General features: G+C 68.9%; 20 protein-coding genes. 5 read left to right on the top strand and 15 right to left on the bottom strand.

Annotated features, from left to right (window positions below):
• The first annotated feature begins 5 nt into the window (after positions 1 to 5).
• Entirely contained in the window at positions 6 to 314 is a 309-nt protein-coding gene (locus tag AC0N04_RS02160; protein ID WP_474278146.1) for a chaperone modulator CbpM, read from the top strand.
• A 66-nt stretch (positions 315 to 380) separates the two neighbouring features.
• Here the strand turns inward: AC0N04_RS02160 and AC0N04_RS02155 are convergent, their stop codons facing one another.
• Entirely contained in the window at positions 381 to 1,328 is a 948-nt protein-coding gene (locus AC0N04_RS02155; RefSeq protein ID WP_474278144.1) for an MBL fold metallo-hydrolase, read from the bottom strand.
• 14 nt (positions 1,329 to 1,342) lie between these two features.
• Positions 1,343 to 2,074, bottom strand: coding sequence for a DUF8198 family protein (locus tag AC0N04_RS02150; RefSeq protein WP_474278142.1), 732 nt, complete (start codon positions 2,072 to 2,074; stop codon positions 1,343 to 1,345).
• Between the two features lie 101 nt (positions 2,075 to 2,175).
• Between AC0N04_RS02150 and AC0N04_RS02145 the strand changes: the two genes are divergently transcribed.
• Positions 2,176 to 3,102, top strand: coding sequence for an alpha/beta fold hydrolase (locus AC0N04_RS02145; protein ID WP_474278140.1), 927 nt, complete (start codon positions 2,176 to 2,178; stop codon positions 3,100 to 3,102).
• A gap of 28 nt (positions 3,103 to 3,130) precedes the next feature.
• Here the strand turns inward: AC0N04_RS02145 and AC0N04_RS02140 are convergent, their stop codons facing one another.
• From AC0N04_RS02140 to AC0N04_RS02105, 8 genes are all read right to left on the bottom strand, one after another.
• Positions 3,131 to 4,315 (bottom strand): thiolase family protein, encoded by a 1,185-nt coding sequence (locus tag AC0N04_RS02140; protein ID WP_474278138.1) that lies wholly within the window; start codon positions 4,313 to 4,315, stop codon positions 3,131 to 3,133.
• Between the two features lie 172 nt (positions 4,316 to 4,487).
• The gene (locus AC0N04_RS02135; protein ID WP_474278136.1) at positions 4,488 to 6,935 is read right to left on the bottom strand and encodes a Lon protease family protein; all 2,448 of its coding nucleotides are present in this window, start codon (positions 6,933 to 6,935) and stop codon (positions 4,488 to 4,490) included.
• A gap of 216 nt (positions 6,936 to 7,151) precedes the next feature.
• Complete coding sequence (locus tag AC0N04_RS02130) at positions 7,152 to 7,652, bottom strand: hypothetical protein (RefSeq protein ID WP_474278134.1); 501 nt, start codon at positions 7,650 to 7,652, stop codon at positions 7,152 to 7,154.
• 257 nt (positions 7,653 to 7,909) lie between these two features.
• Entirely contained in the window at positions 7,910 to 8,755 is an 846-nt protein-coding gene (locus tag AC0N04_RS02125) for an HDOD domain-containing protein (protein WP_474278133.1), read from the bottom strand.
• Between the two features lie 435 nt (positions 8,756 to 9,190).
• Positions 9,191 to 9,355: a hypothetical protein gene (locus AC0N04_RS02120; RefSeq protein WP_474278132.1), complete on the bottom strand. Its 165-nt coding sequence runs from the start codon at positions 9,353 to 9,355 to the stop codon at positions 9,191 to 9,193.
• A gap of 459 nt (positions 9,356 to 9,814) precedes the next feature.
• A complete protein-coding gene (locus AC0N04_RS02115) occupies positions 9,815 to 10,393 on the bottom strand; it encodes a hypothetical protein (RefSeq protein ID WP_474278131.1) in 579 nt (192 codons plus the stop codon).
• Between the two features lie 120 nt (positions 10,394 to 10,513).
• The gene (gene fusA, locus AC0N04_RS02110; protein WP_474278130.1) at positions 10,514 to 12,592 is read right to left on the bottom strand and encodes an elongation factor G; all 2,079 of its coding nucleotides are present in this window, start codon (positions 12,590 to 12,592) and stop codon (positions 10,514 to 10,516) included.
• A gap of 161 nt (positions 12,593 to 12,753) precedes the next feature.
• The gene (locus AC0N04_RS02105) at positions 12,754 to 14,223 is read right to left on the bottom strand and encodes an AMP nucleosidase (protein ID WP_474278128.1); all 1,470 of its coding nucleotides are present in this window, start codon (positions 14,221 to 14,223) and stop codon (positions 12,754 to 12,756) included.
• Between the two features lie 101 nt (positions 14,224 to 14,324).
• Here AC0N04_RS02105 and AC0N04_RS02100 point away from each other — a divergent pair, with 101 nt between their 5' ends.
• Positions 14,325 to 15,290, top strand: a complete 966-nt coding sequence (locus AC0N04_RS02100) for a M14 family zinc carboxypeptidase (RefSeq protein ID WP_474278126.1) — start codon at positions 14,325 to 14,327, stop codon at positions 15,288 to 15,290.
• A gap of 24 nt (positions 15,291 to 15,314) precedes the next feature.
• Here AC0N04_RS02100 and AC0N04_RS02095 read toward each other — a convergent pair whose 3' ends face one another.
• Positions 15,315 to 16,502 (bottom strand): acetyl-CoA C-acyltransferase family protein, encoded by a 1,188-nt coding sequence (locus AC0N04_RS02095; protein WP_474278124.1) that lies wholly within the window; start codon positions 16,500 to 16,502, stop codon positions 15,315 to 15,317.
• 250 nt (positions 16,503 to 16,752) lie between these two features.
• On the opposite strand from AC0N04_RS02095, the gene AC0N04_RS02090 reads away from it, so the two are divergent.
• A complete protein-coding gene (locus AC0N04_RS02090; protein WP_474278122.1) occupies positions 16,753 to 17,637 on the top strand; it encodes a sigma-70 family RNA polymerase sigma factor in 885 nt (294 codons plus the stop codon).
• A 76-nt stretch (positions 17,638 to 17,713) separates the two neighbouring features.
• Here the strand turns inward: AC0N04_RS02090 and AC0N04_RS02085 are convergent, their stop codons facing one another.
• The 3 genes from AC0N04_RS02085 to AC0N04_RS02075 form a co-directional block, all read right to left on the bottom strand.
• Positions 17,714 to 18,796 (bottom strand): patatin-like phospholipase family protein, encoded by a 1,083-nt coding sequence (locus AC0N04_RS02085; RefSeq protein ID WP_474278120.1) that lies wholly within the window; start codon positions 18,794 to 18,796, stop codon positions 17,714 to 17,716.
• A 158-nt stretch (positions 18,797 to 18,954) separates the two neighbouring features.
• Entirely contained in the window at positions 18,955 to 20,628 is a 1,674-nt protein-coding gene (locus AC0N04_RS02080) for an NAD(P)/FAD-dependent oxidoreductase (RefSeq protein ID WP_474278118.1), read from the bottom strand.
• A gap of 98 nt (positions 20,629 to 20,726) precedes the next feature.
• Positions 20,727 to 20,894, bottom strand: coding sequence for a hypothetical protein (locus tag AC0N04_RS02075; RefSeq protein WP_474278116.1), 168 nt, complete (start codon positions 20,892 to 20,894; stop codon positions 20,727 to 20,729).
• Between the two features lie 181 nt (positions 20,895 to 21,075).
• Between AC0N04_RS02075 and AC0N04_RS02070 the strand changes: the two genes are divergently transcribed.
• Positions 21,076 to 21,846: a VOC family protein gene (locus AC0N04_RS02070; protein ID WP_474278114.1), complete on the top strand. Its 771-nt coding sequence runs from the start codon at positions 21,076 to 21,078 to the stop codon at positions 21,844 to 21,846.
• A gap of 21 nt (positions 21,847 to 21,867) precedes the next feature.
• Here AC0N04_RS02070 and icmF read toward each other — a convergent pair whose 3' ends face one another.
• Positions 21,868 to 25,182 (bottom strand): fused isobutyryl-CoA mutase/GTPase IcmF, encoded by a 3,315-nt coding sequence (icmF, locus tag AC0N04_RS02065; protein WP_474278112.1) that lies wholly within the window; start codon positions 25,180 to 25,182, stop codon positions 21,868 to 21,870.
• Between the last annotated feature and the right edge of the window lie 116 nt (positions 25,183 to 25,298).

The raw sequence follows: 25,298 nt of genomic DNA, 5'->3' as shown, positions 1-25,298 counted from the left end.
CATTCATGGCCGAATCCGAAATCCGTCTGATGACAACCGTCGTTGTCGAAGATCATGTCGAATTCACGCTGGACAGCCTGTGTCAGGCCAGCGGTGCGGAGCCGGAGCAGGTCCGGGCGCTGATCGACGAATGCCTGCTCCAGCCGACCGGCATCTGTGCCGAGGAGTGGCGTTTCAGCGGTGACGCGCTGCCACAGACGCGCAGGGCCTTGCGCCTGGTTCGTGACCTCGAGCTGGATTGGCCGGGTGTCGCGCTGGTGATGGCGCTGCTGGCAGAGAACGAGCGCCTGCGGTCGCTCTTGCGGCGCCGTTGAGCGCCACCGGCCGATCGCGTCCTGGCGCCGTGTCCATCCCGCTGGGTGGCGGGTGACCGTGGCGTTCTAAGCCTCGCGCCGGTATCTCAGCACCTGGTCGTGCTCGGTCAGCAGGTTGTCGTCGAGCAGGCTGTCGATCAAGCCGGCCGCCCAGGCCGTGGTGCCACCCGGCAGACGCGCATGGCCGGCCATCTGGACAAAGATGGGCGTGCGCAGCAGCCAGGTTTCCAGCGCCAGGCGGTCGACGCGTTCCCGGTCCATCATGTGGAACATCAACAGCGCTCGCGCAGCGTGTCGCCGGTGTTTGTCCGGATCGCGCTCGAACGCATCCAGCCGCCTTCGGCTGGCGGCCAAGGCGCCGGGCAGGTCGTCGAACGCCGTGCCGTGGCCGGGGATGACCCAGCGTGGCGCCAGCGACTCGATCAACGCCAAGGTCTGGCGTGCGGGCGCGAAACCGGGTCGCTCCTCCAGTTCCGGGAAGATGATGGCCAGCCGGTCTTCCCACAGCGCATCGCCGGCGATCAACACGCGTGTCTGGGGCTCGAACAACATCAATGCGTCCGCGTCGTGGCCGGGGGCCGCCAGCACCTGCCATTCGGCAGGCCCGAGCGAGAGAACGGCGCCCGGCTCGACCGGGGCGTCGACCTGGAAGCGCTCGCACCGCTGATCGGTCGGCCGATAGCTCAGCCGAGACTCGTCCCAGGCGTGCGCCACCGCATAGGACGCTGCGGGCACGAACGTTCGCACCTGGGGATAGCGGTCCTGCAGGGCGCGATTGCCGCCGCAATGATCGGAGTGCAAGTGGGTGTTGACGATCCTGTCCAACGCGTGACCAGCCAGGGCATGTTCCACCAGCGCCAGCGTCATCGCGCTGTGCCGGCCATAGCCAGTGTCCACCACCGCCGACGGGGTCGGTCCGACGGCGCCGAACACGACATGGTTCGACGACAGCCAGTCGCGCTGGAGGACGGTCAGTCCGAGTGCATCGAATGCGGCATGGCGCTGGGCGTGCATGGCGGGCGGCCTGGTCAGGGCAATTGGTTCAACGGGTCGTCGTCGACCAAGCGTCCTTGCGCGGCGGCGATGGCACCGGGCTCGAACAAGCGGGTCATCAGCGCCACCTCATCGCGGCGGATGCTGTCCAGAAATGGACCGGCGCCCTGCATCGCCGCAAACGTGTCGAAGCCGCGCTCCAGGAAGGTTTGCAGCGCTGCCAAGCCCGCGGCATGGGCGGGCGCGCGCATCAACCGAAGGGTCTGGCGCAGCAGGCGCCTCTGCGTGTAGTGCTCCAGGCGCTGCCCCAGCGCCAGCACCATGTCGACTTGACGCAACCGATCCAGCCTTCGCCCCACGCCTTGCCAGGCCTGGGCATAGCTTGCCCGGCTGACTGACTGCGACGTCAACTGGCGCGCCATGGCGGTATCCAACTGCTCAGACAGCGCGTGCAGGGCGGTGAGGTCGCTGACGGTCGCCACGATCTCGTCAGGGAACAGGCGGACCAGCGCGGGGACGATGCGTGCGAACTGGGCGTCTCGGTCGCGGAAATCCTGCGGCCCGTACAAGTCCTCCAGGAAGAAACGCGCCGCGCCGGCATACCGTGGGTCTGCCAGCAAGCCGGCGTGGGTGCGCGCAAAACGGCGTTGCTGATAGGCCTTCACGGCGGCCACGGTCTGGGCCAGCACCGGATCGGCGTCGCGGATCTGGCGCTCCTGGTCCACCTGCGCCAGATGGGAAAGCAGTATCGATGCATCCACAGCCATGACCCAAGCCTACCCTGACTGGCCCGCTGTGATCCCGGCGCGGGTCTGCGGCGAGAATCGGCGTCGGGACCACACGGGTCCGCCATGCTCGACCTGCCCACATGCTTGCCCGGCTCCAACAATTCATTGCCCTGACCTGGCTGGCGACCTTGCTGGGGTGGTTGGCGTGGCAGGGGAACTCGGGCCATGCCTTGGCCGCTGCGACGGGTGCCGCGCTGCTGGTCTTCGGCCATGCGGCCTGGCTGGCGGCCGGCTTCCTGTTGGCGAGCGTCATCAACCGCAGCGACCCCGGGCCGCCCGCCACCCTGCGGCAATGGGCCCTGGCCTGGTGGCGCGAGGTCGGGACGGCGCCGAAGGTCTTCCTGTGGCGGCAGCCGTTTCGCTCCCGCCGCGAGCCGGACCACCTGCCACCCGAAGCGCAGGGCCGACGAGGCCTGGTGCTGGTGCATGGTTTCATCTGCAACCGGGGCCTGTGGAATCCCTGGATGCGCCAGCTGCGCCTTCGCGGCCATCCATTCGTGGCGGTGAATCTCGAACCGGTCTTTGGCCCCATCGATGACTACATCCCACGGATCGAGGCGGCGGTGCGGCGCCTGGAGGTCACCACCGGAACGCCACCGCTGCTGGTCGGACACAGCATGGGCGGCCTGGCCATCCGGGCCTGGCTCCAGGCCCACTCGGCCGATGTGCGCATCCATTCGGCGATGACGCTGGGCACGCCGCACCGAGGCACCTGGCTGGCCCGTTGGGCGCTGACCGACAACGGACGCCAGATGCGAATCGGCAGCGACTGGTTGACCCGTCTGGCCGCGCAGGAGCCACCCGTCCGAGCGGGCCTGTTCACCTGCTACTTCAGCGCCTGCGACAACATCGTGTTTCCGGCGTCAGGGGCGTGCCTGCCGGGAGCCCGGCTCCACGCTGTGCCGGCCGCAGCCCATATCGACCTGATCCATCGTCCGGAGGTCATGGCAGACGTGCTGGGACGGCTCGGCTGCGGCGGCCACGGCGGCGAATCGATTCCCATGTGACGGCCGGGCGGCGGTTCCGACCCGGACCCTAAAGGGCCTCGACCGCCAGCGCAATGCCCTGGCCCCCGCCGATGCACAGCGTGACGATGCCGCGCCTGCAGCCGTCGCGGCGCATCGAGTGCAGCAGCTTGACGGTGAGCACGGCACCGCTGGCGCCGATCGGGTGTCCGTGGGCGATCGCACCGCCTTCGACGTTGACCTTGTCTTCGGCGAAACCGATCTCGCGCAGGCACGCCAATGTGATCGCGGCAAAAGCCTCGTTGATCTCGACGCGGTCGACGTCGCCCACCTGCCAACCGGCACGCGAAAGCGCCTGGCGCACGGCCGGCACCGGACCGAGCCCGAAGAAACCGGGCTCCACGGCGCCGACGCCATAGCTCACCAGCCGGGCCATGGGCAGCAAGCCGTTCTTCTCGGCCCAGCCCCGCTCGGCGACGACCATCGCGGCGCCGGCGGAATTGAGACCGGGCGCGTTGCCCGCGGTGATCGTGCCGTCCTTGCGGAAGGCCGGCTTGAGCCTGGCGAGCGACTCGGCCGTGGTTTCGGGGCGGTTGTGCTCGTCCTTCGCAAACAGCGTCGGCCCCTTCTTGCCGGGCACCTCGAACGCGAGGATCTCGCCGTCAAATTTTCCTGAGGCCTGTGCCGCCGCGAAACGCTGTTGCGAGCGCAACGCCCAGCGATCCTGATCCGCGCGGGAAATGGCGTTCTTGATCACCAGATCCTCGGTGTGCCAGCCCGAGTGCTGGCCGCTGAAGGCATCGTGCAGCCCGTCGTAAAGCATGCTGTCGAACAGCGTCACGTCGCCCATGCGCGCACCCCAGCGGCCTTGTGGCAGCAGGTAGGGCGCGCGGTCCATGTTCTCCATGCCGCCGGCAATCGCGCAATCGATCATGCCGGACCAGATCTCCAGCGCCGCGCTGGCAACGGCCTGCGCGCCCGAGCCGCACACGCGGTTGACGGTGAGCGCCGGGACCGCCACCGGCAGGCCACCGGCGATACCGGCTTGGCGCGCCGGATTCATCTTCACGCCCGCCTGGATCACGTTGCCCATCACCAGGGTCTGGATCTGGTCCGGCGCCAGCGACGAGCGCTTCAGGGTTTCGCGAATGGCTGCCGCCCCCAGGGCAGGGGCGGTGACGTCTTTGAGGCTTCCGCCATAGGTGCCGATGGCGGTGCGCACGGGAGCGCAAAGAACAACCTGTCTGGAACTCATGTCTGCTCTCCTCAGGGTCGGATGCCGAACGACATCGATCACGCGATCGAAGGATGTGACTCGCTTTCCCGGTCATCGGCGTTGACCGAACTCAAGGGCGCCTTCAGGCCCCCCCCTGGACAGCGAGTGCCGGCCGTCGCTGCGGTGCCGGCGCGTGCGCCGACGGCAACCGTCACCGGCGCCATTCGCGGCGCCGCAGGTTGGGTGCGCGCAGCTTGTGTTCCATCCCGCGCGTACCCACGTCTTCGCATGCACGGCGATAGTTCTTCAACGTCATTTCGGCCTGCCCCAGCACGGTGCCTGCCGGGTAGCCGCGCGGTCCCAGCGTACCGAAGCCCTGCCGGGTCAGCAGTTCCATGCCGTCGCAGACATGGTCGGCGGTGTAGATGTGGAAGCGCCCGCCGGCCACGGCATCCGCCACCCGTGGAGCCAGCATCAGGTGGCGGCGATTGCGCTGCGGGATCAGCACGCCCTGCTGTCCGTCCAGGCCCAGCCGCTCGCAACTCCCGAAATAGCCTTCGATCTTCTCGTTGATGGCGCCGACCGGCAACATGTCACCGTGCTGGTTCAACGCGCCTGTCACGGCAATGCCCTGGCGCAGCGGAAACCCGGACAGCGCCGACAGCAAGGCGTAGAACTCGGCACAGGAGGCCGAGTCGCCCTCGACACCGCTGTACTCCTGTTCGAACACCACCGCGGCGTTCAGTGCCAGCGGCGCAACGTGCGCGAAGAGAGATGAAAGGTAGCTCTGCAGGATCAGCACGCCCTTGTTGTGGATCGGGCCGGACATCTCGACCTCGCGCTCGATATCGAGCAACCCCTCCTCGCCGGCATGGGTCGATGCGGTCACCCGGACCGGAAAGCCGAACTGGTAGTCGCCCAGATCCAGGACCGTCAGTCCATTCACCTGGCCCACCCGCTCGCCGTCCACGCTCAGCAGGCGCTCGCCATCGGTGATGGACTCCTGAAGACGTTGCTCGGGATAGTCATGCCGGTGGATGCGCGCGTCGACGGCGACCCGCACATCGGCCAATGCGACCAGATCCGCGCCGCGCGATCGCGCAACCCCGGCGCTTTCCATCACCAGCGCTTCGGTGTGCGCGAAGATGGCGCTTTGCCGCGCCTGATCTTCGGCCTCACGGTGGGTCTCCTCGATCAGGGCGGCCACGGCGGCGGCCGAAAAATGCGGCAAGCCCATCTTTCGGCAGGTATGGGCAACGAAGATCGCCGTGGCGCGGCGGGTGCCTGCGGTGGCCTGGAAACTCTCGGCGAAGTCGACCTTGCAGCGGAACCGGCGTGCGAACTCGGGATCCCCTTCCTGCACCAGATAGTAGTCTTCGACCGACGCGATCAGGACGATCTTCACCTCGACATCGACCGGTTCGGGCTGCAGCGACACCGCGCTGACCGGGGCGTTGACCATGCCCGGTTCCTCGATCTGCAGCCGTCCGCTCCGCATGAATCGGCGAAGCGTCTCCCGTACCAGTTCATCGGCCAGCAGGTCGCGCAAGTGCAGCATCAGAAAGCCGCCGTGGGCCTTGAGCAGGCTGCCGGCACGGATGCGCGAGAAGTCGGTCACCAGCACGCCGTCTTCCGACTCATATTCGATGCTGCCGAACAGCGAGCGGAACAACGGGTTGGCGTCCACGATCACGGGTGCACCCTCGCGGCCGTGGTTGTCGACCACGACATTGACCCGCAAGCGAGAAATCACCGCAAGCAGCGCAGCGACGCGCTCCTCTGCCGGCTCCTCTTCGGACTGGAACAGTTCCAGGTTCTCCAGCACGTCGTGCAGGACCTGTTCGAGGTACTGGCCGAGCTTGACCGAGTCCTTGATCTGCTTGCGCAAGCGGTTTCGGATCTCCTGCAACTCGTGGTCCAGCAAGGGCTTGATGCGCTGGCGCCGCAAGGCCATCAGCGCCTCGTTCATCGCCAGTTCACGCGGCCGCGCTTTCTCCAGGAAGCGGCCGATTTCGGTGCGCAACTCGGCTTCTGCGGCATCGATGCGGGCCCGCTGCTCGGGCGCCAGCGCCATGGCCTTGCTGGCCGTCAGGGGTTCGCCCTGGTCGTCGCGCTGGGTGAACACCAGGCGGCCCTGCTCCCGCATAAGCCCGAAGTTGCGTGCCTGCGCAAAGGCGCTGAGCGCGGCAAAGGCGTTGTCCTCCTCGGCCTTGCAGGTGGCCGTGATGCGTTCGCTTTCGGACGTGATGTCGGGTGCCAGCAGCCGCTTGGGGATCTCCGCCTGGAGCGTCTTGGCAAGATTCGCCATCAGTTCTCGCAGCAATCGTCCCTCGCCGGCAGGCAGACGCAACGCGAGGGGATGCTCCGGCATCTCGAAGTTGTGCAGGTAGCACAGGTCGGGCGGCACGGTCCGCTTTGCAGCCTCCTCGTACATCATCTGGCTCATGAGCGAGGACCTGCCGCTGCCGACCTCGCCCAACACGAACAGGTTGTAGCCCGGCTGCGCCATCTGCAGGCCGAAGCGGCCAGCCTGCTCGGCGCGCTCCTGCCCGATCCAGCGCAGCGGCTGTTGCATCAGCTCGGAGGTGTCGGCAAATCCCAGCTCGGCGGGGTCGACATGGAAACGCAGCTCGGTGGCAGGCACGTGGGTGATGGACATGGACACACTCGTGACGATCTTCGTTTGATTGTGCGCCGCCTGGGCGCCAACCACCGGAGAGGGTCTCGGAGCGGCGCGGCCGCCGCCAGCGCGGCCCGTTCGTCACGCGGTGCAGATTCGGACCCACGCCGACAGGCCTGGGCACAGGGCCGTCCGAGTGTCGGCGCCGGTGCCGCCCGAACGGGACGAAGCCCGGTCAGAGCGACCGAGCTCGTCTCAGTCGCTGCGGCCGCGGTCAGGATCGGTCTTCGTGCCGTTCCTGGGTGCGGCCGGGGCGGGTACCTCGTCGCGCAAGGCATGCAACAGCAGTACGGCGGCCGACACGCTGAAGGCGGCGATGCCGACGGGCTTCTCGGCGATCAGTTGGGCGAACTCGCGAAGCGCGTCCGGGCTGACCTGCGCAACGAAATTCGCCAGTTCGGCCACCTGCTCTCTGGAAAACCGTTCCACGTCCATCGCGGCCCCGGTGCTGGCGGCATCGCCGGAGCGCAGAAATCCTGCAAATGCGCCGGCCGCCACGGCAACCAGGCCCAAGGAGCCCAGCGGCCTGACCAGGCAGACGAGCAGCGCCGCACGCAGCTTCGGTTCGGCGGCGCGATACAGGCGCGACACCAGTCGAGCCACCCGAGCCCCTTGCGGGCGATCGATGACCTTGACCCGGTCGCTGCCTCGCCGCAAGAGCGAGGGATCGGTCAACTCGTCGAATTCGTCGGACATGGTGCATTTCCTTCGTCGTCGTGCGGACGCCGATCATGACCCACGCGTCTTGCCTCACGATCAGGCACTGTAAAGGTGTGAATCCGAATGTGACGCCGACCAGACCGTGCCTGCATCCGCTGCCTTGGCGTGAGCGAGGTGCTGAGCCGGCGTTGCGAGGCGTCCACGGGCTCCCTATCCTGGCAGCGGGTTGTGACACATCGACGACATGGCCGTCCGGTCCAGGCTCGCGTCCGGAGCCCCGCTGGGCGGGCGCCTCAGGGGTCCAGGTCGCGCAGCAGCGCTTCGGTCGGGCCGACGCCCATGTTCAGCAACTGGGCAATGTCCCGGATGTCATCCGGGATGGCCGGGTTGTCCCAGCCCGACGCCGTGTGGCGGGCGAGCCGGATCGCCAGCAGCACGTTGCGGACCTGTGAGGCTTCTTCGTGCCGGTCGTCGGTGATGCGAACCAGGAGTTCCGGTAGATGCCAGACCTGCATCAGACTGTGCTGGATGTCCGACAGCGGCACGCCCAGCAGATCGCGCTGCGCCGCGACGCTGCGCAAGCTGGCGTCGGCCCGCTGGCGCTGCTGGATCTCCAGCGCCAGCGCCGGCGCGTGCAGCCACAGCAGCATCTCGGCGAAGTCGTGCAGCAAGGCGGCCTGGTGAATCACCGGTGCGTCGTGATCCATGCGGTGCACGGCAAAGCCCAGCGCAAAGCTGGCCGCCCGGTGCGCACGGTGCAACACCGCCGACAGACCGTCGAGGGCGGCAGCTTGCTCTGCCAGATGCACCTCGATGGTCCGCTGCGGCGCGAAGGCCGCGAAAAACGGCGTGATGCCCATCAGCACCAACGCCTGTCCGACGGTTTCCACATCGGTCGTGCGCCGGCGGTTGGACGAACTGGCGACGTGGGCGAGCAGCTTCAGGCTCATCAGGGGATCGGCGGCGATCACCTCGGTCAGCATGCGGGCGTCGACGTCGTCCTCGATGGCGCGCAGGTCTTCCAACAGGTTGGCCGTGGCTGAGAGCACGGGAATCTCGACCTGCTGGAAGTAACGCACCCAGCCTCCCAGATCCGTGGGGAACCGGTGGTCGGGAGCGTTCGGAAAGGGCTGTGGCATCGGGTCAGCGCGACCGGATGACGGCCTGGCGCCCTCCTGGTATCGGCCGACCGGGGCCTGACTTGAGCCGCCTCCGGGCTTGACCCGCCCCGGCCGCCTCAAAGCCGGCCGATGCCCAGTCGCCCGACGTAGTCGCCGTCGACGTACAGCGCCCCTTCGGGTGCACCGGCGTCGGCGTGGAATTCCAGCTGAGGCAAGGTCATTGGCACCCGGGTGGGTGGTGGGGGTGCGGCAGACGGTGTCAGCTGACGCGCCAGCAGCTGCAATGCGGCACCGGCTCGCCGCAGCCGCCTGGCCAGCCATCGGCGCAGCGGGGTCAACGGTGCGGGCGCGGGCTGCCAGGAGGCAGAGACCGGGGTGGAGTAGGCGGGGCGATGCATGGGAGTCATCTCCAAATCAGGCGCCGCGGGGGTAGGGCGGCGCGGGTTTGCGGATTCAAGGGCTGTGCAGGTCGCCCAGCTGGATCAGGTCCTGGCGCAGTTCGCGGCGCTGGGCTTGTCGGCGTGCGCCCGGACCCGGGCGATGGGCGCCGGCATGCCGGGCACGAGCCGCGGCGGCCAGTGGATTGCGCGGACGACGGACGGTGAGGATCAGCTTCATGGCAACACTCCTGAGGGTTGGACAGCGGTGACGAGAACTCGGACCCGCGTGGGGCCCGGACCGGGCCGACGCAACACGGTCCGGTGAAAAAAAAGACGTCTGAAAACGCCGACGGCCCGGGAGGTCGAAACCTGCCCGGGCCGTCGAGGTGCTGGCTCAGCGTCTGGCGCTCAGCCCATTCGGCGAACAGCGGGAAGGTTCGGCAGGGCGCCGCATCGATTCACTCCGGCGCCGGAGTTCACGCGCTTGGCCGGCATGCGGGCGTGCAGCATCGTGGTCTGGGACATGGGCATCTCGGGTGGATCGATCGGCCGGCCAGGGACTCGCCGGGACTTCGCCTGGGCATGGCAGCACCAGATCGAGGCTTGATGATAAATCATTTATTATCTTGCGCAAGATAAATTTATCAAATTGGCGCACACCGTGGCCTGGGCGCCGCAGGCCGCGGGCGCCTGCCCGTCAGGGCTTTTTCTTCAGCGGCCGAACCCCCGACTGGCTGGCCTGCCACAAGGCCATCGCGTCAGCGGGATTCGCGGCCGGGGGCGCCGCACGGACCGCGGGAGGGCGGGCGGCAGGCTGCGCAGGCGTTGGCACGGCATTCGCCGGGGCCGGCGCGATCAGCACCTCGCCCAACAAGTCCAGCAAGCGCGTGCGGGCCCGCTGCGGGTGGCGCCGGTAATAGGTCAGCACCAGGCCGACGATGAAGCGCTCGTCGTCATCCTGAGGCAGCGCGTCGTCGCCGGTGCCGGGGACGGCGGACGGCTTCGCGGTCGCCACGGCGTGGTCAAGATCCATCCAGCCCGCGGGCTTGCGACAGCACTGCTCGAACTGCCGCGCCAGGCGTTCGCCGATCTGGCGCGAGCGCCCTTTGATCTGGCTCCAGTAGCTGGGCTGGATCTGCAGTCGCTCGGCGAACCGTCCCTCCAGGCCGCGAAGCGTCGCGGCGTCGGCATGGCGGGCCGTGCTGCGGACGAATTCCTCGAAAAGAAGCAGGGCGTTGTCGAGGCGGATCGCGGCCACATCGCGGACAGGAGGCATGGGCGCCATGATAAAGCCGGCTTGCCCAGAGTGGCCGGGGCCGCCTCCATCAAGGCGGCCCGGCTTGCGCGCCGGAGCCTGGGTGCAGGGCAGGGCCATCGTCCCGGCCCTGCACCCGCCTCAGTCCTCGGCGAGTCGGTGGCTGCTGGTCAGTTGCTGTTGCACGCCGGGCGGCACCGGCTCGTAGTGGGACAGGGCCAGGGTGTAGCGGCCCTGGCCGCTGGTCAACGCGTTGAGCCGGGTCTGGTAGGCGCTCAACTCGGCCAGCGGCGCCTTGGCGCGAACCCGCATCAGCCCGGCGGGTTGTCCGTCGGTGCCGCCGACCTGGGCGCGGCGCGAGGCCAGGTCGCCGGTGATGTCGCCGGTGGCCGCCTCCGGCGCGCTGATCTCGACGTCGACGATGGGCTCCAACACGATGGGGCGGGCTTCGAGGATGGCTGCGATGACCGCCTTGCGCCCCGCCGTGACGAAGGCAATTTCCTTGGAGTCGACGCTGTGGTGCTTTCCGTCGTGCACGGTGACCTGGATGTCGACCACCGGATAACCAGCAATCACACCGGTGGCCAACGCCTCGCGCACGCCCTTCTCCACCGCCGGCATGAACTGGCCCGGGATCGTGCCCCCCTTGACCGCGTCGACGAAACGGAACCCGCTGCCGCGTGCCAGCGGTTCGACCCGCAGGTGGACCTCGCCGAACTGCCCGGCACCGCCGCTCTGCTTCTTGTGGCGATGCTGACCTTCGGCCTTGGCGGTGATGGTTTCGCGGTAGGCCACCTTGGGCAGCCGGGTGGTGACCTCGAAGCGGTGCACGTCGCGCAGGCGCTCCAGCAGGATGCGCAGGTGCAGTTCGCCCAGCCCGTTGACGAGGGTCTCGTTGGTGGCGGCGACGTGTTCGACGTTCAGGCACGGGTCTTCGTCGATCAGCTTCTGCAGGATCTCCCACATGCGCTGCTCGTCGCCGTGGCGCTTGGGCTCGATCGCCAGGCCGTGGACGGGCACCGGAAAATCGAGCGGCGCGAGGTGGATGTGGTCGTCCTCTGCGGCATCGTGCAGCACCGCATCGAAATGCAGCGCATCGATCTTGGCGATCGCGCAGAGGTCGCCCGGCAAGGCGCGGTCGACCTCGACATGGTCCTTGCCCTGCAGCATGAACAGGTGGCCGACCTTGAACGGCTTGCGGCCGTCGCCGACGTAGAGCAGGCTGTCGCGCGTGACCGTGCCCTGGTGGACCCGGAACACCCCCATCTTGCCGACATAGGGGTCCACCGTGACCTTGAACACATGGGCCAGCACATGCAGTGCGGGATCGGGCGTGGCATGCATCGGCTGGGCCGCGTCGCCTTCGCCGCGCAGGAAATCGGGCGGATTGCCCTCGGTCGGGTCGGGCAGCAGGCGCACGATCACGTCCAGCAACTCCTTGACGCCGGCGCCCGACCGGGCCGAGACGAAGCAGACCGGGATCAAGTGCCCCTGGCGCAGCGCTTCCTCCAGCGGTGCATGCAGCTCGGAGGCGTCGATGTCGCCATCGTTCAGGTAACGGTCGACGAACTCACCGTCGACCTCGACCACCTGTTCGACCAGCGCGCGGTGCGCCGCCGCCACCGACGAGAAGTCGGCCGAGCCTTCGCGGTTGTAGAAGCAGTCGACCACCTGCGTGCCCCCGGCGCTGGGCAGGTTCAGCGGCAGGCATTCCTTGCCGAAGGTGGCCTGGATCTGTTCGAGCAGGCCGGCGAGATCGACGCCGGGGGCGTCGATCTTGTTGACGATGATGAGCCGGTCCAGATGCCGCCGGGCCGCATGCTCCATCATGCGCACCGCCATCGCCTCGATGCCGGTGGCGGCGTTGATGACCACGGCGGCCGTCTCCACCGCCTCCAGCGCGGGCAGCGACTGGCCGACGAAATCGGCCGCGCCCGGGGTGTCGATCAGGTGGATGCGGGTCTGGGCATGGTCCAGGTGCATCACCGAGGCGTTGAGCGAGTGACCGAACTTGCGCTCGAGAGGATCGAAATCGCTGACGGTGGTGCCGCGCTCCAGGCTGCCGGCAGCACCGATCACGCCGGCCTTGACCAGCAGGGCCTCGGCCAGCGAGGTCTTGCCTGCGGCGGCAGGGCCGACCAAGGCCAGGGTTCGAATCGCGTGCAGGGCGGCTGCAGCTGGCGCAGGCGTGCCGGCCGCAGCCGGGATTGGGCTTGACATGGTGGCTCTCCTCATCGGCCCGTCTCGGCGCGAAGGCGCCGCAAGTGGGGCGGGCCGTCCATGCGGCTCAGCCTACGCCTGCCCGACGGGCCGCGCAAGGATTTGTGCGGCCCGCTTGCGGCAGCGCAGGTCGATCCGACCTGCCGCACCGGCCTCGGCGCCTATTGAAACGCCACCTCGGCAAAGCCGCGCAGCTTGCGGCTGTGAAGCTGGCCGACCCCGGCCTCGCGCAACAATTCGAGGGCGCGGATCCCGATGCGCAGGTGCTGGTCCACCCGCTCGCGGTAGAAATGGTTGGCCATGCCGGGCAGCTTGATCTCGCCGTGCAGCGGCTTGTCGCTGACGCACAGCAAGGTACCGTAGGGCACCCGGAAACGAAAGCCATTGGCGGCGATGGTGGCGCTTTCCATGTCCAGCGCGATCGCCCGGCTCTGGCTGAAGCGGCGCTCGGGACCCGGGTGCGGCAGCAGCTCCCAATTGCGGTTGTCGGTGCTGGCAACGGTGCCGGTGCGCATGATCTTCTTCAGCTCGTAGCCCGAAAGCTGGGTGACCTCGGCCACCGCGTGCTCCAGCGCCAGCTGCACCTCGGCCAGCGGCGGGATGGGCACCCACAGCGGCAGTTCCTCGTCCAGCACGTGGTCCTCGCGCACATAGCCGTGGGCGAGCACGTAGTCGCCCAGCTGCTGGGTGTTGCGCAGCCCGGCGCAGTGGCCCAGCATGATCCAGGCGTGCGGGCGCAGCACCGCGATGTGGTCGGTGATGTTCTTGGCGTTGGCCGGGCCGACGCCGATGTTGACCATCGTGATGCCGCCATGGCCTTCCCGCACGAGGTGGTAGGCCGGCATCTGCGGCAGGCGCGGCGGGGCGCTGCCGCTGACCTGCGCGGCCGAGCCGGCGCGTGGCGTGACGACGTTGCCCGGCTCGATGAAGGCGCTGTAGTCGCTGCCTTCGTGACGCATCAGCTGATGGCCCAGCGCGATGAATTCGTCGATGTAGAACTGGTAGTTCGTGAACAGCACGAAGTTCTGGAAGTGCTCGGGCGCGGTGCCGGTGTAGTGGCGCAGGCGATGCAGCGAGTAGTCCACCCGCGGCGCGGTGAACAGGGCCAGCGGCGCGGGCTCCCTGGGCGCGGGCTCGAAGGTGCCGTTGGCGATCCCATCGTCCATCGCGGCCAGGTCCGGCAGGTCGAAGAAGTCGCGCAGGCGCAGTCGCTGGTCGGCACTGAGCGTGCCTTCCACATGCTCGGCCTCGGCCAGGCAGAAGTGCACCGGCAGCGGTTGGTGGCCCAGGCCGATCTCTAGGGTCACGCCGTGGTTGCGCAGCAGCAGGCGGAACTGCTCCAGATAGTAGTCGGCGAACAGTTCGGGCCGTGTCAGCGTGGTTTCGTAGACGCCGGGGCCGGCCACGAAGCCGAAGCTCAGCCGGGTGTCGGCGCGGGCCACGGTGTCGGTCTGGACCCGCACGCTCGGGTACCAGCCCCGCACCCGGCCGGCCGGGACCTGGCCGGCCACATAGGACTGCAGGTGCCGGCGCAGGTGGGCGACCTGGTCCTGGTACAGCGAGACCACGCGCGCCAGCGCGGCCTCGGCATCGTCGAACGACTCGCGGGGCATGAAGGGGGCTTCGATCATGGGCCGATTGTGGCGCGGCGGCCGGTGCTCCCTGTGTCAGGCCGGTGTCGCTGATGCAGGCCAAGGCCGGCGCCGGTGATCCCCCTACACTCGGCGGCGCCATGAAAAACCCTGGGTTCCCTATTTCAGGCGGGTCGTCGCCGAACGGCCGGCGCGGCGCGCTGCGCCGGGTCGTGGCGTGGCTGACCATCGCGTCGAGTGTGGCGGCAGGCGCGGCGCCGAGCCACGCCGTGCCTGCCGTGGTGGCTCGTGCAGAGCGGCCGTCCGATGCCTTGGCGACGTGGTGCCGCAGCGTGGCGCCGCGGCTGGCAGGCGTGTCGGCTCAGCGCTGCGAAGCGGCCGGCCTGCAGGCCGGCGACGGCCGCTCGGTCAGAGGCGTGCCGCTGTGGCAGCGCGACATCGCGCCCGCGCACGGAACGCCGCGCCTTCGGGTGCTGGTGATCGGCGGCATCCACGGTGACGAGATGGCGTCGGTGAGCGTCGTGTTCGATTGGCTGGAGCGCGCCCGGCGCGAGGCCGACCCCGCCATCCACTGGCGCATGGTGCCGCTGGTCAATCCGGATGGCTTGTTGCACCAGCCACCGCGGCGGATGAATGCCCACGGCGTGGACCTGAACCGCAACTTCCCGACGCCCGATTGGCAGCGCGACGCGCTGCGCTACTGGACGCGCCGCACCCGCAGCGACCCCCGCCGCTACCCGGGCCCGGCGGCCATGTCGGAACCCGAGACCCGCTGGCTGCTGAAGCAAATCGCGCAGTTCCGGCCTCAGCTGATCGTTTCGGTGCACGCGCCCTACGGCGTGCTGGACTTCGACGGCCCGCCGCCGCCGCCCCGCAAGGTGGGCAGCCTGGCGCTGGATCCGGTGGGCATCTATCCGGGGTCGCTGGGCAACTTCGGCGGCGTGGTGCAGCAGGTGCCGGTGGTGACGCTGGAGCTGCACGATGCGCGCCGGATCGCGCCGGCCGAGGTCCACGCCATGTGGTCGGACCTGCGCGGCTGGATCGACCGCCGCCAGGCGGCCCTGGCGGTGGCGAGCGGTGACGCGCGTCAGCCGCGCGCGCGCTGACGGCGTCGGATCGCCTCCCGGCGATCAGCAGCGTTCGAAGATGGCGGCAATGCCCTGGCCGCCGCCGATGCACATGGTCACCAGCGCGTAGCGGCCACCCACCCGCTGCAATTCGTACAAGGCCTTGGTGGTGATGATCGCACCAGTGGCACCGATCGGATGGCCCAGCGAAATGCCGGAGCCGTTGGGGTTGACCTTGGCGGGGTCCAGCGCCAACTCCTTGACCACGGCGCAGGCCTGGGCGGCAAAGGCCTCGTTGGACTCGATCACGTCCAGATCGGCCACCGTCAGTCCGGCCTTCTTGAGCGCCAGGCGGGTGGCCGGCACCGGGCCGATGCCCATGAGCGTCGGTTCGACGCCGGCGTGCGCATACGACACCAGGCGCGCGATCGGCTTCAGGCCGCCCGACGCCACCGCGTCGGCGCTGGCCAGCACCACCGCGCCGGCACCGTCGTTCAGTCCCGACGCGTTGCCGGCGGTGACGGCGCCGTCCTTCTTGAATGCGGCGCGCATCTTGGCCAGCGTCTCCATCGTGGTGCCGGCCTTCACGTGCTCGTCGGTGTCGAAGCTGAGGTCGCCCTTGCGGCTGGCGATCACGACAGGCACGATCTGGTCCTTGAAGCGGCCTTCGGCGATGGCTGCGGCGGCACGGCGGTGGCTTTCGACCGCCAACTCGTCCATCTGGGTCCGGCTGATGCCGTATTGCTCGGCCACGTTCTCGGCCGTGATGCCCATGTGGATCTTGTGGAACGGGTCGTGCAGCGCGCCGACGACGAAGTCCAGCATCGGGCTGTCGCCCATGCGGGCGCCCCAGCGGGCCTGCGGCAGCAGGTAGGCGCCGCGGCTCATCGATTCGGCGCCGGCGCCGATGGCCAGGTCGCAGTCGCCCAGCAGGATGGCCTGCGACGCCGAGATGATGGCCTGCAGGCCGGAGCCGCACAGGCGGTTGACGTTGAAGGCCGGGGTTTCCTTGGGCAGGCCGGCGTTCATCGCCGCGACCCGGCTGAGGTAGGCATCGCGGGGCTCGGTGGGGATCACCGTGCCCATCGCCAGGTGGCCGATGCGATCGGCCGCGGCCCCGCTGCGCGCCAGCGCGGTCTTGACGGCCAGCGTCGCCAGGTCGGCCAGCGGCACGTCTTTCAGGCTGCCGCCGAAGGTGCCGATGGCGGTGCGGGCAGCACCGACGACGTAAACGTCACGGGATGCGGTCATGGGATGTCTCCTCAAAGGGGGGCCGAACGGCCAGGTGCCGCGGCGGGCGGCAAACGGACAGGCCAGGGCCCGCACCGATCACTTGGCGCCGGGCTTCAGGTCTGGGCCCGATTTTGACAGAGGCGAAACGGCCCGATCGGCGGCGCGGTGCCCGCCGAAGGCCGCGTGGACGGTTCAACGGTCGAAATCGTCCGTGATGGCGGGTCTAGAAGGGCCTTTGCCTGACATCGATCATGCCTATCATCGCGGCATGATTTCCATGGACGGCGTGCCCTCGGTGCTGATTGCGCGGAACCAGTCCTGGGTCCGACAGCAGGCCCAGGCGCTGGTGCGTCACCTGCCGGCCAACGTCGAGCGCGCCGATCTGATCCAGGTCGGCCTGATCGCGGTGGCCCAGGCGGCGGTCAGCTTCGAGTGGGACGGCGACCGCGACACCCCCGAAGCCCAGGAGGCGTTCATCCGCTACGCCCGGATGCGGGTCAAGGGAGCGATGCTGGACGAATTGCGGCAGATGGACTTTCTGACCCGTGGCGAGCGGCGCAAGATCAAGGTGATCCAGATCGCCCGCGAGCGGCTGCGCCAGTCCGGCAACCGCGAGCCCGGCCTGCTCGAACTCGCGCGCGCGACCGATCTGCCGGCCGAGGAGATCGGCGCGTTGCTGCAGGCCGACCAGCTCGGTCGCCAGCAGGCCAGCCTGAACGAGGACGATGAGCACCCGCATGCCTTTCACCCCTCGACGCCGCACGAGGAGGTGGAGGCCCGCGTCGACACCGGCATCGTGTTGCGCCGGCTGGAGGCCTTTTTCGCCGAACTGCCGGAGCGCGAACGCCGGGTGATCGATGCCTACCTCGGCATCGGCCTGACCCCGATCGAGCTGGCGCAATCGATGAACGTGACGCCGTCGCGGGTCTCGCAGATCTACCATGCGGTGGTGCGCCGCGTCGAAGAGCACTTCCAGGGCGATCAGCGGCGGGCCACCGACCGCTGGCCCGACAAGGGTTCGCAGGCATTTCAGGCCCTGGTGCGCGAGCGCGAGGACGCGTTGCGGCGGTCGCGCGATGGCGACTGGGGCGAACGGGTCGAGCAGGTGCTGGCGCATCCGCACCAGCCGCTGGACGTCCAGGCGCGCGACTGAGCGCGCCCCGGGCGACGCCGCCACGACCGCGGGGCGGCGTCGCCGCGGCGACCGGGACGCCGGCCTTGTGGCCGGTTCAGCGCTCGGCCAGGTAGGCCTCGGCCGGATCGATCGTGCCGCGATGGCCGACGTCGTCCACATGGGACGCCAGCCAGCGCTGGCCGGCTGCCCTGCCCAGCGTGAACAGGGTCTTCAGAAATTGCGGCTCGGTATTGAGCTTGCTCGATGCGTCGAACGGCGCCAACCCGGCTTCGTCGGCCACCCGGTGCAGGCGCAGGTTCTTGTAGTGGCTGGGATCGACCCGCTGCTCGCGCATCAATTTCTGCACGAACGCGATCGCGCGCATTTCCGCCACCAGGCTGGCGTTGAAGGTGATCTCGTTGAGACGGTCGGCGATCGCCACCGCCGTGGTGGGCAGTTCCTCGCGCACCAAGGGGTTGATCTGCACCAGCAGCAGGTCGTGGGTGGCGGTCCCATAGATCAGCGGCCACAGCGAGGGATTGCCGGCAAAGCCGCCGTCCCAGAACGGTTCGCCATCGATCACCACCGCCTGGCAGGACTGCGGCAGGCAGGCCGAGGCCATCAGCGCGTCGACGCTCAGGTCGTGGCCCTGGAACACGCGTGGCTGACCGGTGCGCACCGAGGTCGCGGTGAGGAACAGCTTGAGCGGCCCGTGGCGCAGGGCCTGCAGATCGACGTGGCGCTCGACGATGTCGCGCAGCGGGTTCAGGTTGAAGGGATTGCTCTGGTACGGGCTCCACAGCTGCAGCCACGATTCCCACAAGGCGTAGCCGGGCCAGGCGTCGCGGTTGGCCATCCAGGCCGGCATCGCGCCGCCGCTGGCGACCGAAGGGTGGCGCATGCAACCGGGGGCGCCACCCACATCGCCCCAGAAGGCGGCCAGGGCGGCGCGGGCGGCCGGCGCACCGCCCCGGGCGTAGCCGGTCGCAAGCACAGCGGCGTTCATGGCGCCGGCGCTGGTGCCCGAGACGCCGTCGGGCGTCAACCGGCCGTCTTCCAGCAGCGCGTCCAGCACGCCCCAGGTGAACGCGCCGTGAGAGCCTCCCCCTTGCAGGGCGAGGTCGATCCTGGTCTCCCGGGGGGCTCGGCGGGCCGGGGGACGTTCAGAACCGGGCGAGCGGCGGCGGGCGGGGGACATGATGGCGGCATCCTTCCAGGGGGAGTTCGCCATTGTGGCGTGCTGGCATGTCGCCGCTCGGCACCGGCACCGGCGTCTGGCGTCTGGCGTCTGGCGTCTGGCGTCTGGCGTCTGGCGTCTGGCGTCTGGCTGGCCGCAGGGCCGGGGCACGGTCCGATTCAGCGAGCCAGCAGCGCCGCGCCTAGCGCTTCGGCGACCTCGATGCCGTCGACCCCGGCCGACATGATGCCGCCCGCGTAGCCTGCACCTTCGCCCGCGGGGTACAGGCCGCGCACGCTCAGGCTCTGGAAATCGCGACCGCGGGTGATGCGCAGCGGCGAGGAGGTCCGGGTTTCGACACCGGTCAGCACGGCATCGGCCATCGAGAAGCCCTTGATCTGCCGCTCGAAGGCCGGCAAGGCCTCGCGGATAGCGTCCAGCGCGTAGTCGGGCAAACTGCCGCGGCCCGGGGCGGCGAGGTCGGTCAGGTGCACCCCGGGCGTGTAGGACGGCAGCACGCTGCCGAAACCGCGCGCCGGTCCGCGCTGGCGCTTGATGAAGTCCCCCACCAGTTGCCCCGGCGCCACGTAGCCGCCACCGCCCAGTTCGTAGGCACGCGACTCCCACAGGCGCTGGAAGGCCATGCCATCGAGCGGGTTGACCGGGCCGCTGCCACCGGGGTCGCGCCGGTAGTCCTCGGGCGAGATGCCGACGACGATGCCGGCATTGGCATTGCGCTCGTTGCGTGAATACTGGCTCATGCCGTTGGTGACCACGCGGTTCAGCTCCGAGGTCGCGGCCACCACCGTGCCGCCGGGGCACATGCAGAAGCTGTAGACCGAGCGGCCGTTCTTGGCGTGGTGCACCAGCTTGTAGTCGGCCGCCCCCAGCAGCGGATGGCCGGCATTCGGGCCGAAGCGGGCCTGGTCGATCAGGCTTTGCGGATGCTCGATGCGGTAGCCGATCGAGAACGGCTTGGCCTGCATCTGCACGCCGCGCGCGTGAAGCATCTCGAAGGTGTCGCGCGCGCTGTGGCCCAGGGCCAGCACCACCTGATCGGTGCGCAGCTGCTCGCCGGAGGCCAGGGTCAGGCCACGCACCCGGGCCTGGCCTTGCGCGTCGGGCTCGATCAGGAGATCGACCGCCTGCTGCTCGAAGCGGACTTCGCCGCCCAGCGACACGATCTCGGCGCGGATCTTCTCGACCATGCCGACCAGCCTGAACGTGCCGATGTGCGGCTTGCTGACGAACAGGATCTCCTCCGGCGCGCCGGCCTTGACGAACTCGGTCAGCACCTTGCGCGTCAGGTGGCGCGGGTCGGAGATCTGGCTCCACAGCTTGCCGTCGCTGAAGGTGCCGGCACCGCCTTCGCCGAACTGCACGTTGGACGCCGGATTCAGCACGCCGTGGCGCCACAGCGCCCAGGTGTCCTTGGTGCGTTCGCGCACGGCCTTGCCGCGTTCCAGCACGATCGGCTTCAAGCCCATCTGGGCCAGCACCAGGGCGGCCAGGATGCCGCAGGGGCCGAAGCCCACCACCACCGGGCGCAGGCGCTCGCCGCTGGCGTAGAAATCGGCCGGGGCCTGGCCCACCAGGCGGTAGTTCGTGTCGGGGCTGGGCCGCACCTGCGGGTCCGCACCGCAGCGCTGCAGCACTGCGGCTTCATCGGCCAGATCGCAATCGACCGTGTAGATCAGCAGGATCGCGGTCTTCTTGCGTGCGTCGTAGGCCCGCTTGAAGATCGTGAAAGCCTTGAGCTCGTGGTCCTTGAGACCCAGCCGAGCCAGAATCGCCGCGCGCAGGGCGTCCTCGGCATGGTTCAGCGGCAGGCGCAGTTCGGTGATGCGGAGCATGGCGGCGGGCGTCTCAGAAACAGCAAGGCGGCCGGATCGCCGACCCGGCCGCCTTGAGGGCCACCGTCACCGGCCCCGGTGACGGCCTGCAAAAGGGATCAGCCGCCGCTCTTGGCGCGCTTGCCCGGGTTCTTCTTGCTGCGGGTGTGCGAGCCGCGCTCCAGGCTGACCTTCTGGCCATGGGGGGCGGTGAACGCGACGCCGGTGGGGGCGGCGGGACGGGGGGTGGCCTTGCGGTCGGCCTCGGTGACGATCTTGTTGCCCATGATGGCTCCGGTGTGCGGGAGAAAAATACGCGAGGCCCGAATTAGGCCACAAGTTGGCGCGCCGCGGTCGGCGGTGGCGCCGCCAGCGGCGGCGCTCGCTAGGGATGTCCTCTTGCCAGGCTCGGCTTGCCCGGCCTATCGTTCACCTTCGCCCGGTCCGGGCTTGCCTTGGAGTGATGCCATGTCCGCTGCTGCCTGTCCCTTCGTCTGGTACGAGTTGATGACCGCCGACGCTGGTGCCGGCACCGCGTTCTACACCCAGGTGGTGGGCTGGCAGGCGGCCGATGCCGGCATGCCTGGCAGGGGCTACACCTTGCTGTCGGCGGGCGACACGCCGGTCGCCGGCCTGATGGCCCTGACCGACGAGATGCGCGCCGCCGGTGCGCGCCCGGGCTGGGTGGGCTACGTGGCGGTGGCCGATGTCGATGACCAGTCGGAGCGCGTGCGCCAGGCGGGGGGACGGGTGCACAAGGCGCCGGAGGACATTCCGGGCGTCGGCCGGTTCGCCGTCGTCGCCGATCCGCAGGGCGCGGTGTTCTGTCTGTTCAAGGCCGACATGGACGCGCCGCCGTCCTTGCCGTTCGGCGCCGCCGGCACCGTGGGCTGGCACGAACTGCATGCCGGCGACCTGGCGGGCGTCTGGCCGTTCTATCGCGATCAATTCGGCTGGACCGAGGCCGAGGCGTTGGACATGGGACCGATGGGCACCTACCAGCTCTTCGCGGCCGGTGCGCAGCCCGTCGGCGGCATGATGACCAAGCGACCGGAGGTGCCGCAGCCGTTCTGGCTGTTCTATGTGAATGTCGCGGCCATCGACGCCGCGGTCGGGCGCGTCAAGGCGGGCGGCGGACAGGTGGTCAACGGCCCGATGCAGGTGCCCGGCGGCAGCTGGATCGTCAACGCCATCGACCCGCAGGGCGCGATGTTCGCGCTGGTGGCGCCCATCCGCTGACGCTGGGCGACCGGCGTCGGCTCACATGCTGCGCCGGTACTGCCCGCCCACCTCGAACAGCGCGTGGGTGATCTGCCCCAGCGAGCAGCAACGCACGGCGTCCATCAGCACCTCGAAGACGTTGGTGTTGTCCATCACCGCCTGCTGCAGCCGGGCCAGCATGGCCGGCGCGACGTCGGCGTGGCGGGCATGGAAGTCGGCCAGTCGCGTCAGCTGCGACTGCTTTTCCTCCTCGGTGCTGCGCGCCAGCTCGATGTGCTGCGGCACCGGGTCGCCATGCGGCGAGCGGAAGGTGTTGACGCCGATGATGGGGTACTCGCCGGTGTGCTTGAGCATCTCGTAGTGCATGCTCTCTTCCTGGATCTTGCTGCGCTGGTAGCCGGTCTCCATCGCGCCCAGCACGCCGCCGCGCTCGGCGATCTTCTCGAACTCGGCCAGCACCGCCTCTTCCACGAGTTCGGTCAGCTCGTCGATGATGAAGGCGCCCTGGTTCGGGTTCTCGTTCTTCGCCAAGCCCCATTCGCGGTTGATGATCAGCTGGATCGCCATCGCGCGGCGCACGCTGTCTTCGGTCGGGGTGGTGATGGCCTCGTCGAAGGCGTTGGTGTGCAGCGAGTTGCAGTTGTCGTAGATCGCGATCAGCGCCTGCAGCGTGGTGCGGATGTCGTTGAACTGGATCTCCTGCGCGTGCAGGCTGCGGCCGCTGGTCTGGATGTGGTACTTGAGCTTCTGGCTGCGCTCGTTGGCGCCGTACTTCTCCTTCATCGCCACCGCCCAGATGCGGCGCGCGACGCGGCCCAGCACGGTGTACTCGGGGTCCATGCCGTTGCTGAAGAAGAAGCTCAGGTTCGGCGCGAAGTCGTCGATGTGCATGCCACGCGCCAGATAGGCCTCGACGAAGGTGAAGCCGTTGGAGAGCGTGAAGGCCAGCTGGCTGATCGGGTTGGCGCCGGCTTCGGCGATGTGATAGCCGCTGATCGACACCGAGTAGAAGTTGCGCACGTCGTGGTGCACGAAGTACTCGGCGATGTCACCCATCACCTTCAGCGAGAACTCGGTCGAGAAGATGCAGGTGTTCTGGCCCTGGTCTTCCTTCAGGATGTCGGCCTGCACCGTGCCGCGCACATTGGCCAGCACCCAGGACTTGATCTTGGCGGCCTCGGTGTCGGTGGGCTCGCGGCCGTTGTCGGCCTCGAACTTGGCCAGTTGCTGGTCGATCGCGGTGTTCATGAACATCGCCAGGATCGTCGGTGCCGGGCCGTTGATGGTCATGCTGACCGAGGTGCTGGGGCTGCACAGGTCGAAGCCGCCGTACAGCACCTTCAAGTCGTCCAGCGTGGCGATGCTGACGCCGGAGTTGCCCACCTTGCCGTAGATGTCGGGTCGCGGATCGGGGTCGTTGCCGTACAGCGTGACCGAATCGAAGGCGGTGGAGAGGCGCTTGGCCGGCATGCCCTCGCTGACCAGCTTGAAGCGCCGGTTGGTGCGGAAGGCGTCGCCCTCGCCGGCGAACATGCGGGTCGGATCCTCGCCCTCGCGCTTGAACGCGAAGGTGCCGGCGGTATACGGGTAGCTGCCGGGCACGTTGTCCAGCATCAGCCACTGCAGGATCTCGCCGTGGTCGTAGTACTTGGGCAGCGCGACCTTGCGGATGGTGTTGCCGCTGAGCGTGGTGTGGGTCAGCGCGGTGCGGATCTCCTTGTCGCGGATCTTCACCACGTATTCGCTGCCTGCGTAGGCCTTGACCATCTCCGGCCACTGATTCAGCAGCTTTTTCGCATCGGCGTCCAGCAGGGCCTCGCGCCGCTGGGCCTGTTCCTCCAGCGCGTCGCGGGCACGGTGCTTGTCGGGGATGGCCTCGAACAGCATGCGGCTCGACGCGCGCAATTGCTGGATCTCGCGCGCCAGCCCGGCCTGCACGCGGGCGCGGGCCTTGTAGCCGCGTACCGTGTCGGCGATCTCGGCCAGGTAGCGGACGCGGGCGCCCGGCACCACCGGGGTCTGGTGGGTGCTGTGGCGGGTGGCCACGCGCGGCAGTCTGCCGTCGCCCGTCTTCAGGCCCAGTTCCCCGAGGCGGGTTTTCAGGGCCTGGTACAACGCCGTGACACCGTCGTCATTGAACCGGCTGGCCATGGTGCCGTAGACCGGCATCTGGTCGGCGGGAACGCCGAAAGCCTCGCGATTGCGTTGCACCTGCTTGGCGACGTCGCGCAGCGCGTCGGCGGCGCCCTTGCGGTCGAACTTGTTGATCGCGACGAACTCGGCAAAGTCCAGCATGTCGATCTTCTCGAGCTGGCTGGCGGCGCCGAATTCGGGGGTCATCACGTACAGCGGCACGTCGACGTGGGGCACGATGGCCGCGTCGCCCTGGCCGATGCCCGAGGTCTCGACGATGATCAGGTCGAAGCCCGCGGCCTTGCAGGCGGCCAGCACGTCGGGCAGGGCGGCGGAAATCTCGCTGCCGGTGTCGCGCGTGGCCAGCGAGCGCATGTACACGCGGGCACCGCTGCGCCACGGGCCGATGGCGTTCATGCGGATGCGGTCGCCCAGCAGCGCGCCCCCGCTCTTGCGGCGGGACGGATCGATGCTGATGACGGCCATGCGCAGCGTGTCGTCCTGGTCCAGACGCAGGCGACGGATCAGTTCGTCGGTCAATGAAGACTTGCCGGCGCCGCCGGTGCCGGTGATGCCCAGCACCGGCACGCGGCGGGTCGCGGCCGCGGCCCGCACGGCGTCCACCAGGGCCGGGTCGGCGTCGCCGTTCTCCAGCGCCGTGATGAGCTGGGCCAAGGCACGCCATTGTTTTTCAGGGTGCTCGCGCCACGCCGCCTCGGTCTGACCCTGGAGGGCCGCGAGGGTGGTGGGCGCGTAGGCCGACAGGCTGCGGTCGCAACGCATCACCATCTCGCCGATCATGCCCTGCAGGCCCATGCGCTGGCCGTCTTCGGGGCTGTAAATGCGCACCTGCTTGTCGGCCAGCGCGCGGATTTCCTGCGGCACGATCACGCCGCCGCCGCCGCCGAAGACCTGGATGTGCTCGCCGCCGCGCGCCCGCAGCAACTCGACCATGTAGCCGAAGTATTCGGTGTGGCCACCCTGGTAGCTGCTGACGGCGATGCCCTGCACGTCCTCCTGCAGCGCGGCGGTCACCACCTCGTCGACCGAGCGGTTGTGGCCCAGGTGGATCACCTCGGCGCCCATGCCTTGCAGGATGCGTCGCATGATGTTGATCGCGGCGTCGTGGCCGTCGAACAGGCTTGCCGCGGTGACGAATCGCACCTTGTGCTTCGGGCGGTAGGCGGCCAGCGCCTTGAATTCAGCGGAAAGGTCGGTCATGGTGCGGGCAGGAGATCATCCGGAACTTGGTTGACGTTTACGTCAACGTCAATCTTCGCATGATGCCACCCCTCGTGTCCGGCGGGCCTGCTGCGCCGGACGTCGCGGCCTTGGTG

The sequence above is a fragment of the Ideonella sp. sgz306126 genome (genome assembly GCF_056032705.1).
Note: the sequence above shows the minus strand (reverse complement) of the source record. Positions and strands in the feature narration are given on the sequence as shown.

Excerpts from the sequence above, each read along its gene's own strand:
- AC0N04_RS02160 (WP_474278146.1), top strand. The coding sequence starts at position 6 with ATGGCCGAATCCGAAATCCGTCTGATGACAACCGTCGTTGTCGAAGAT.
- AC0N04_RS02155 (WP_474278144.1), bottom strand. The coding sequence starts at position 1,328 with ATGCACGCCCAGCGCCATGCCGCATTCGATGCACTCGGACTGACCGTC.
- AC0N04_RS02150 (WP_474278142.1), bottom strand. The coding sequence starts at position 2,074 with ATGGCTGTGGATGCATCGATACTGCTTTCCCATCTGGCGCAGGTGGAC.
- AC0N04_RS02145 (WP_474278140.1), top strand. The coding sequence starts at position 2,176 with ATGCTTGCCCGGCTCCAACAATTCATTGCCCTGACCTGGCTGGCGACC.
- AC0N04_RS02140 (WP_474278138.1), bottom strand. The coding sequence starts at position 4,315 with ATGAGTTCCAGACAGGTTGTTCTTTGCGCTCCCGTGCGCACCGCCATC.
- AC0N04_RS02135 (WP_474278136.1), bottom strand. The coding sequence starts at position 6,935 with ATGTCCATCACCCACGTGCCTGCCACCGAGCTGCGTTTCCATGTCGAC.
- AC0N04_RS02130 (WP_474278134.1), bottom strand. The coding sequence starts at position 7,652 with ATGTCCGACGAATTCGACGAGTTGACCGATCCCTCGCTCTTGCGGCGA.
- AC0N04_RS02125 (WP_474278133.1), bottom strand. The coding sequence starts at position 8,755 with ATGCCACAGCCCTTTCCGAACGCTCCCGACCACCGGTTCCCCACGGAT.
- AC0N04_RS02120 (WP_474278132.1), bottom strand. The coding sequence starts at position 9,355 with ATGAAGCTGATCCTCACCGTCCGTCGTCCGCGCAATCCACTGGCCGCC.
- AC0N04_RS02115 (WP_474278131.1), bottom strand. The coding sequence starts at position 10,393 with ATGCCTCCTGTCCGCGATGTGGCCGCGATCCGCCTCGACAACGCCCTG.
- fusA (WP_474278130.1), bottom strand. The coding sequence starts at position 12,592 with ATGTCAAGCCCAATCCCGGCTGCGGCCGGCACGCCTGCGCCAGCTGCA.
- AC0N04_RS02105 (WP_474278128.1), bottom strand. The coding sequence starts at position 14,223 with ATGATCGAAGCCCCCTTCATGCCCCGCGAGTCGTTCGACGATGCCGAG.
- AC0N04_RS02100 (WP_474278126.1), top strand. The coding sequence starts at position 14,325 with ATGAAAAACCCTGGGTTCCCTATTTCAGGCGGGTCGTCGCCGAACGGC.
- AC0N04_RS02095 (WP_474278124.1), bottom strand. The coding sequence starts at position 16,502 with ATGACCGCATCCCGTGACGTTTACGTCGTCGGTGCTGCCCGCACCGCC.
- AC0N04_RS02090 (WP_474278122.1), top strand. The coding sequence starts at position 16,753 with ATGATTTCCATGGACGGCGTGCCCTCGGTGCTGATTGCGCGGAACCAG.
- AC0N04_RS02085 (WP_474278120.1), bottom strand. The coding sequence starts at position 18,796 with ATGTCCCCCGCCCGCCGCCGCTCGCCCGGTTCTGAACGTCCCCCGGCC.
- AC0N04_RS02080 (WP_474278118.1), bottom strand. The coding sequence starts at position 20,628 with ATGCTCCGCATCACCGAACTGCGCCTGCCGCTGAACCATGCCGAGGAC.
- AC0N04_RS02075 (WP_474278116.1), bottom strand. The coding sequence starts at position 20,894 with ATGGGCAACAAGATCGTCACCGAGGCCGACCGCAAGGCCACCCCCCGT.
- AC0N04_RS02070 (WP_474278114.1), top strand. The coding sequence starts at position 21,076 with ATGTCCGCTGCTGCCTGTCCCTTCGTCTGGTACGAGTTGATGACCGCC.
- icmF (WP_474278112.1), bottom strand. The coding sequence starts at position 25,182 with ATGACCGACCTTTCCGCTGAATTCAAGGCGCTGGCCGCCTACCGCCCG.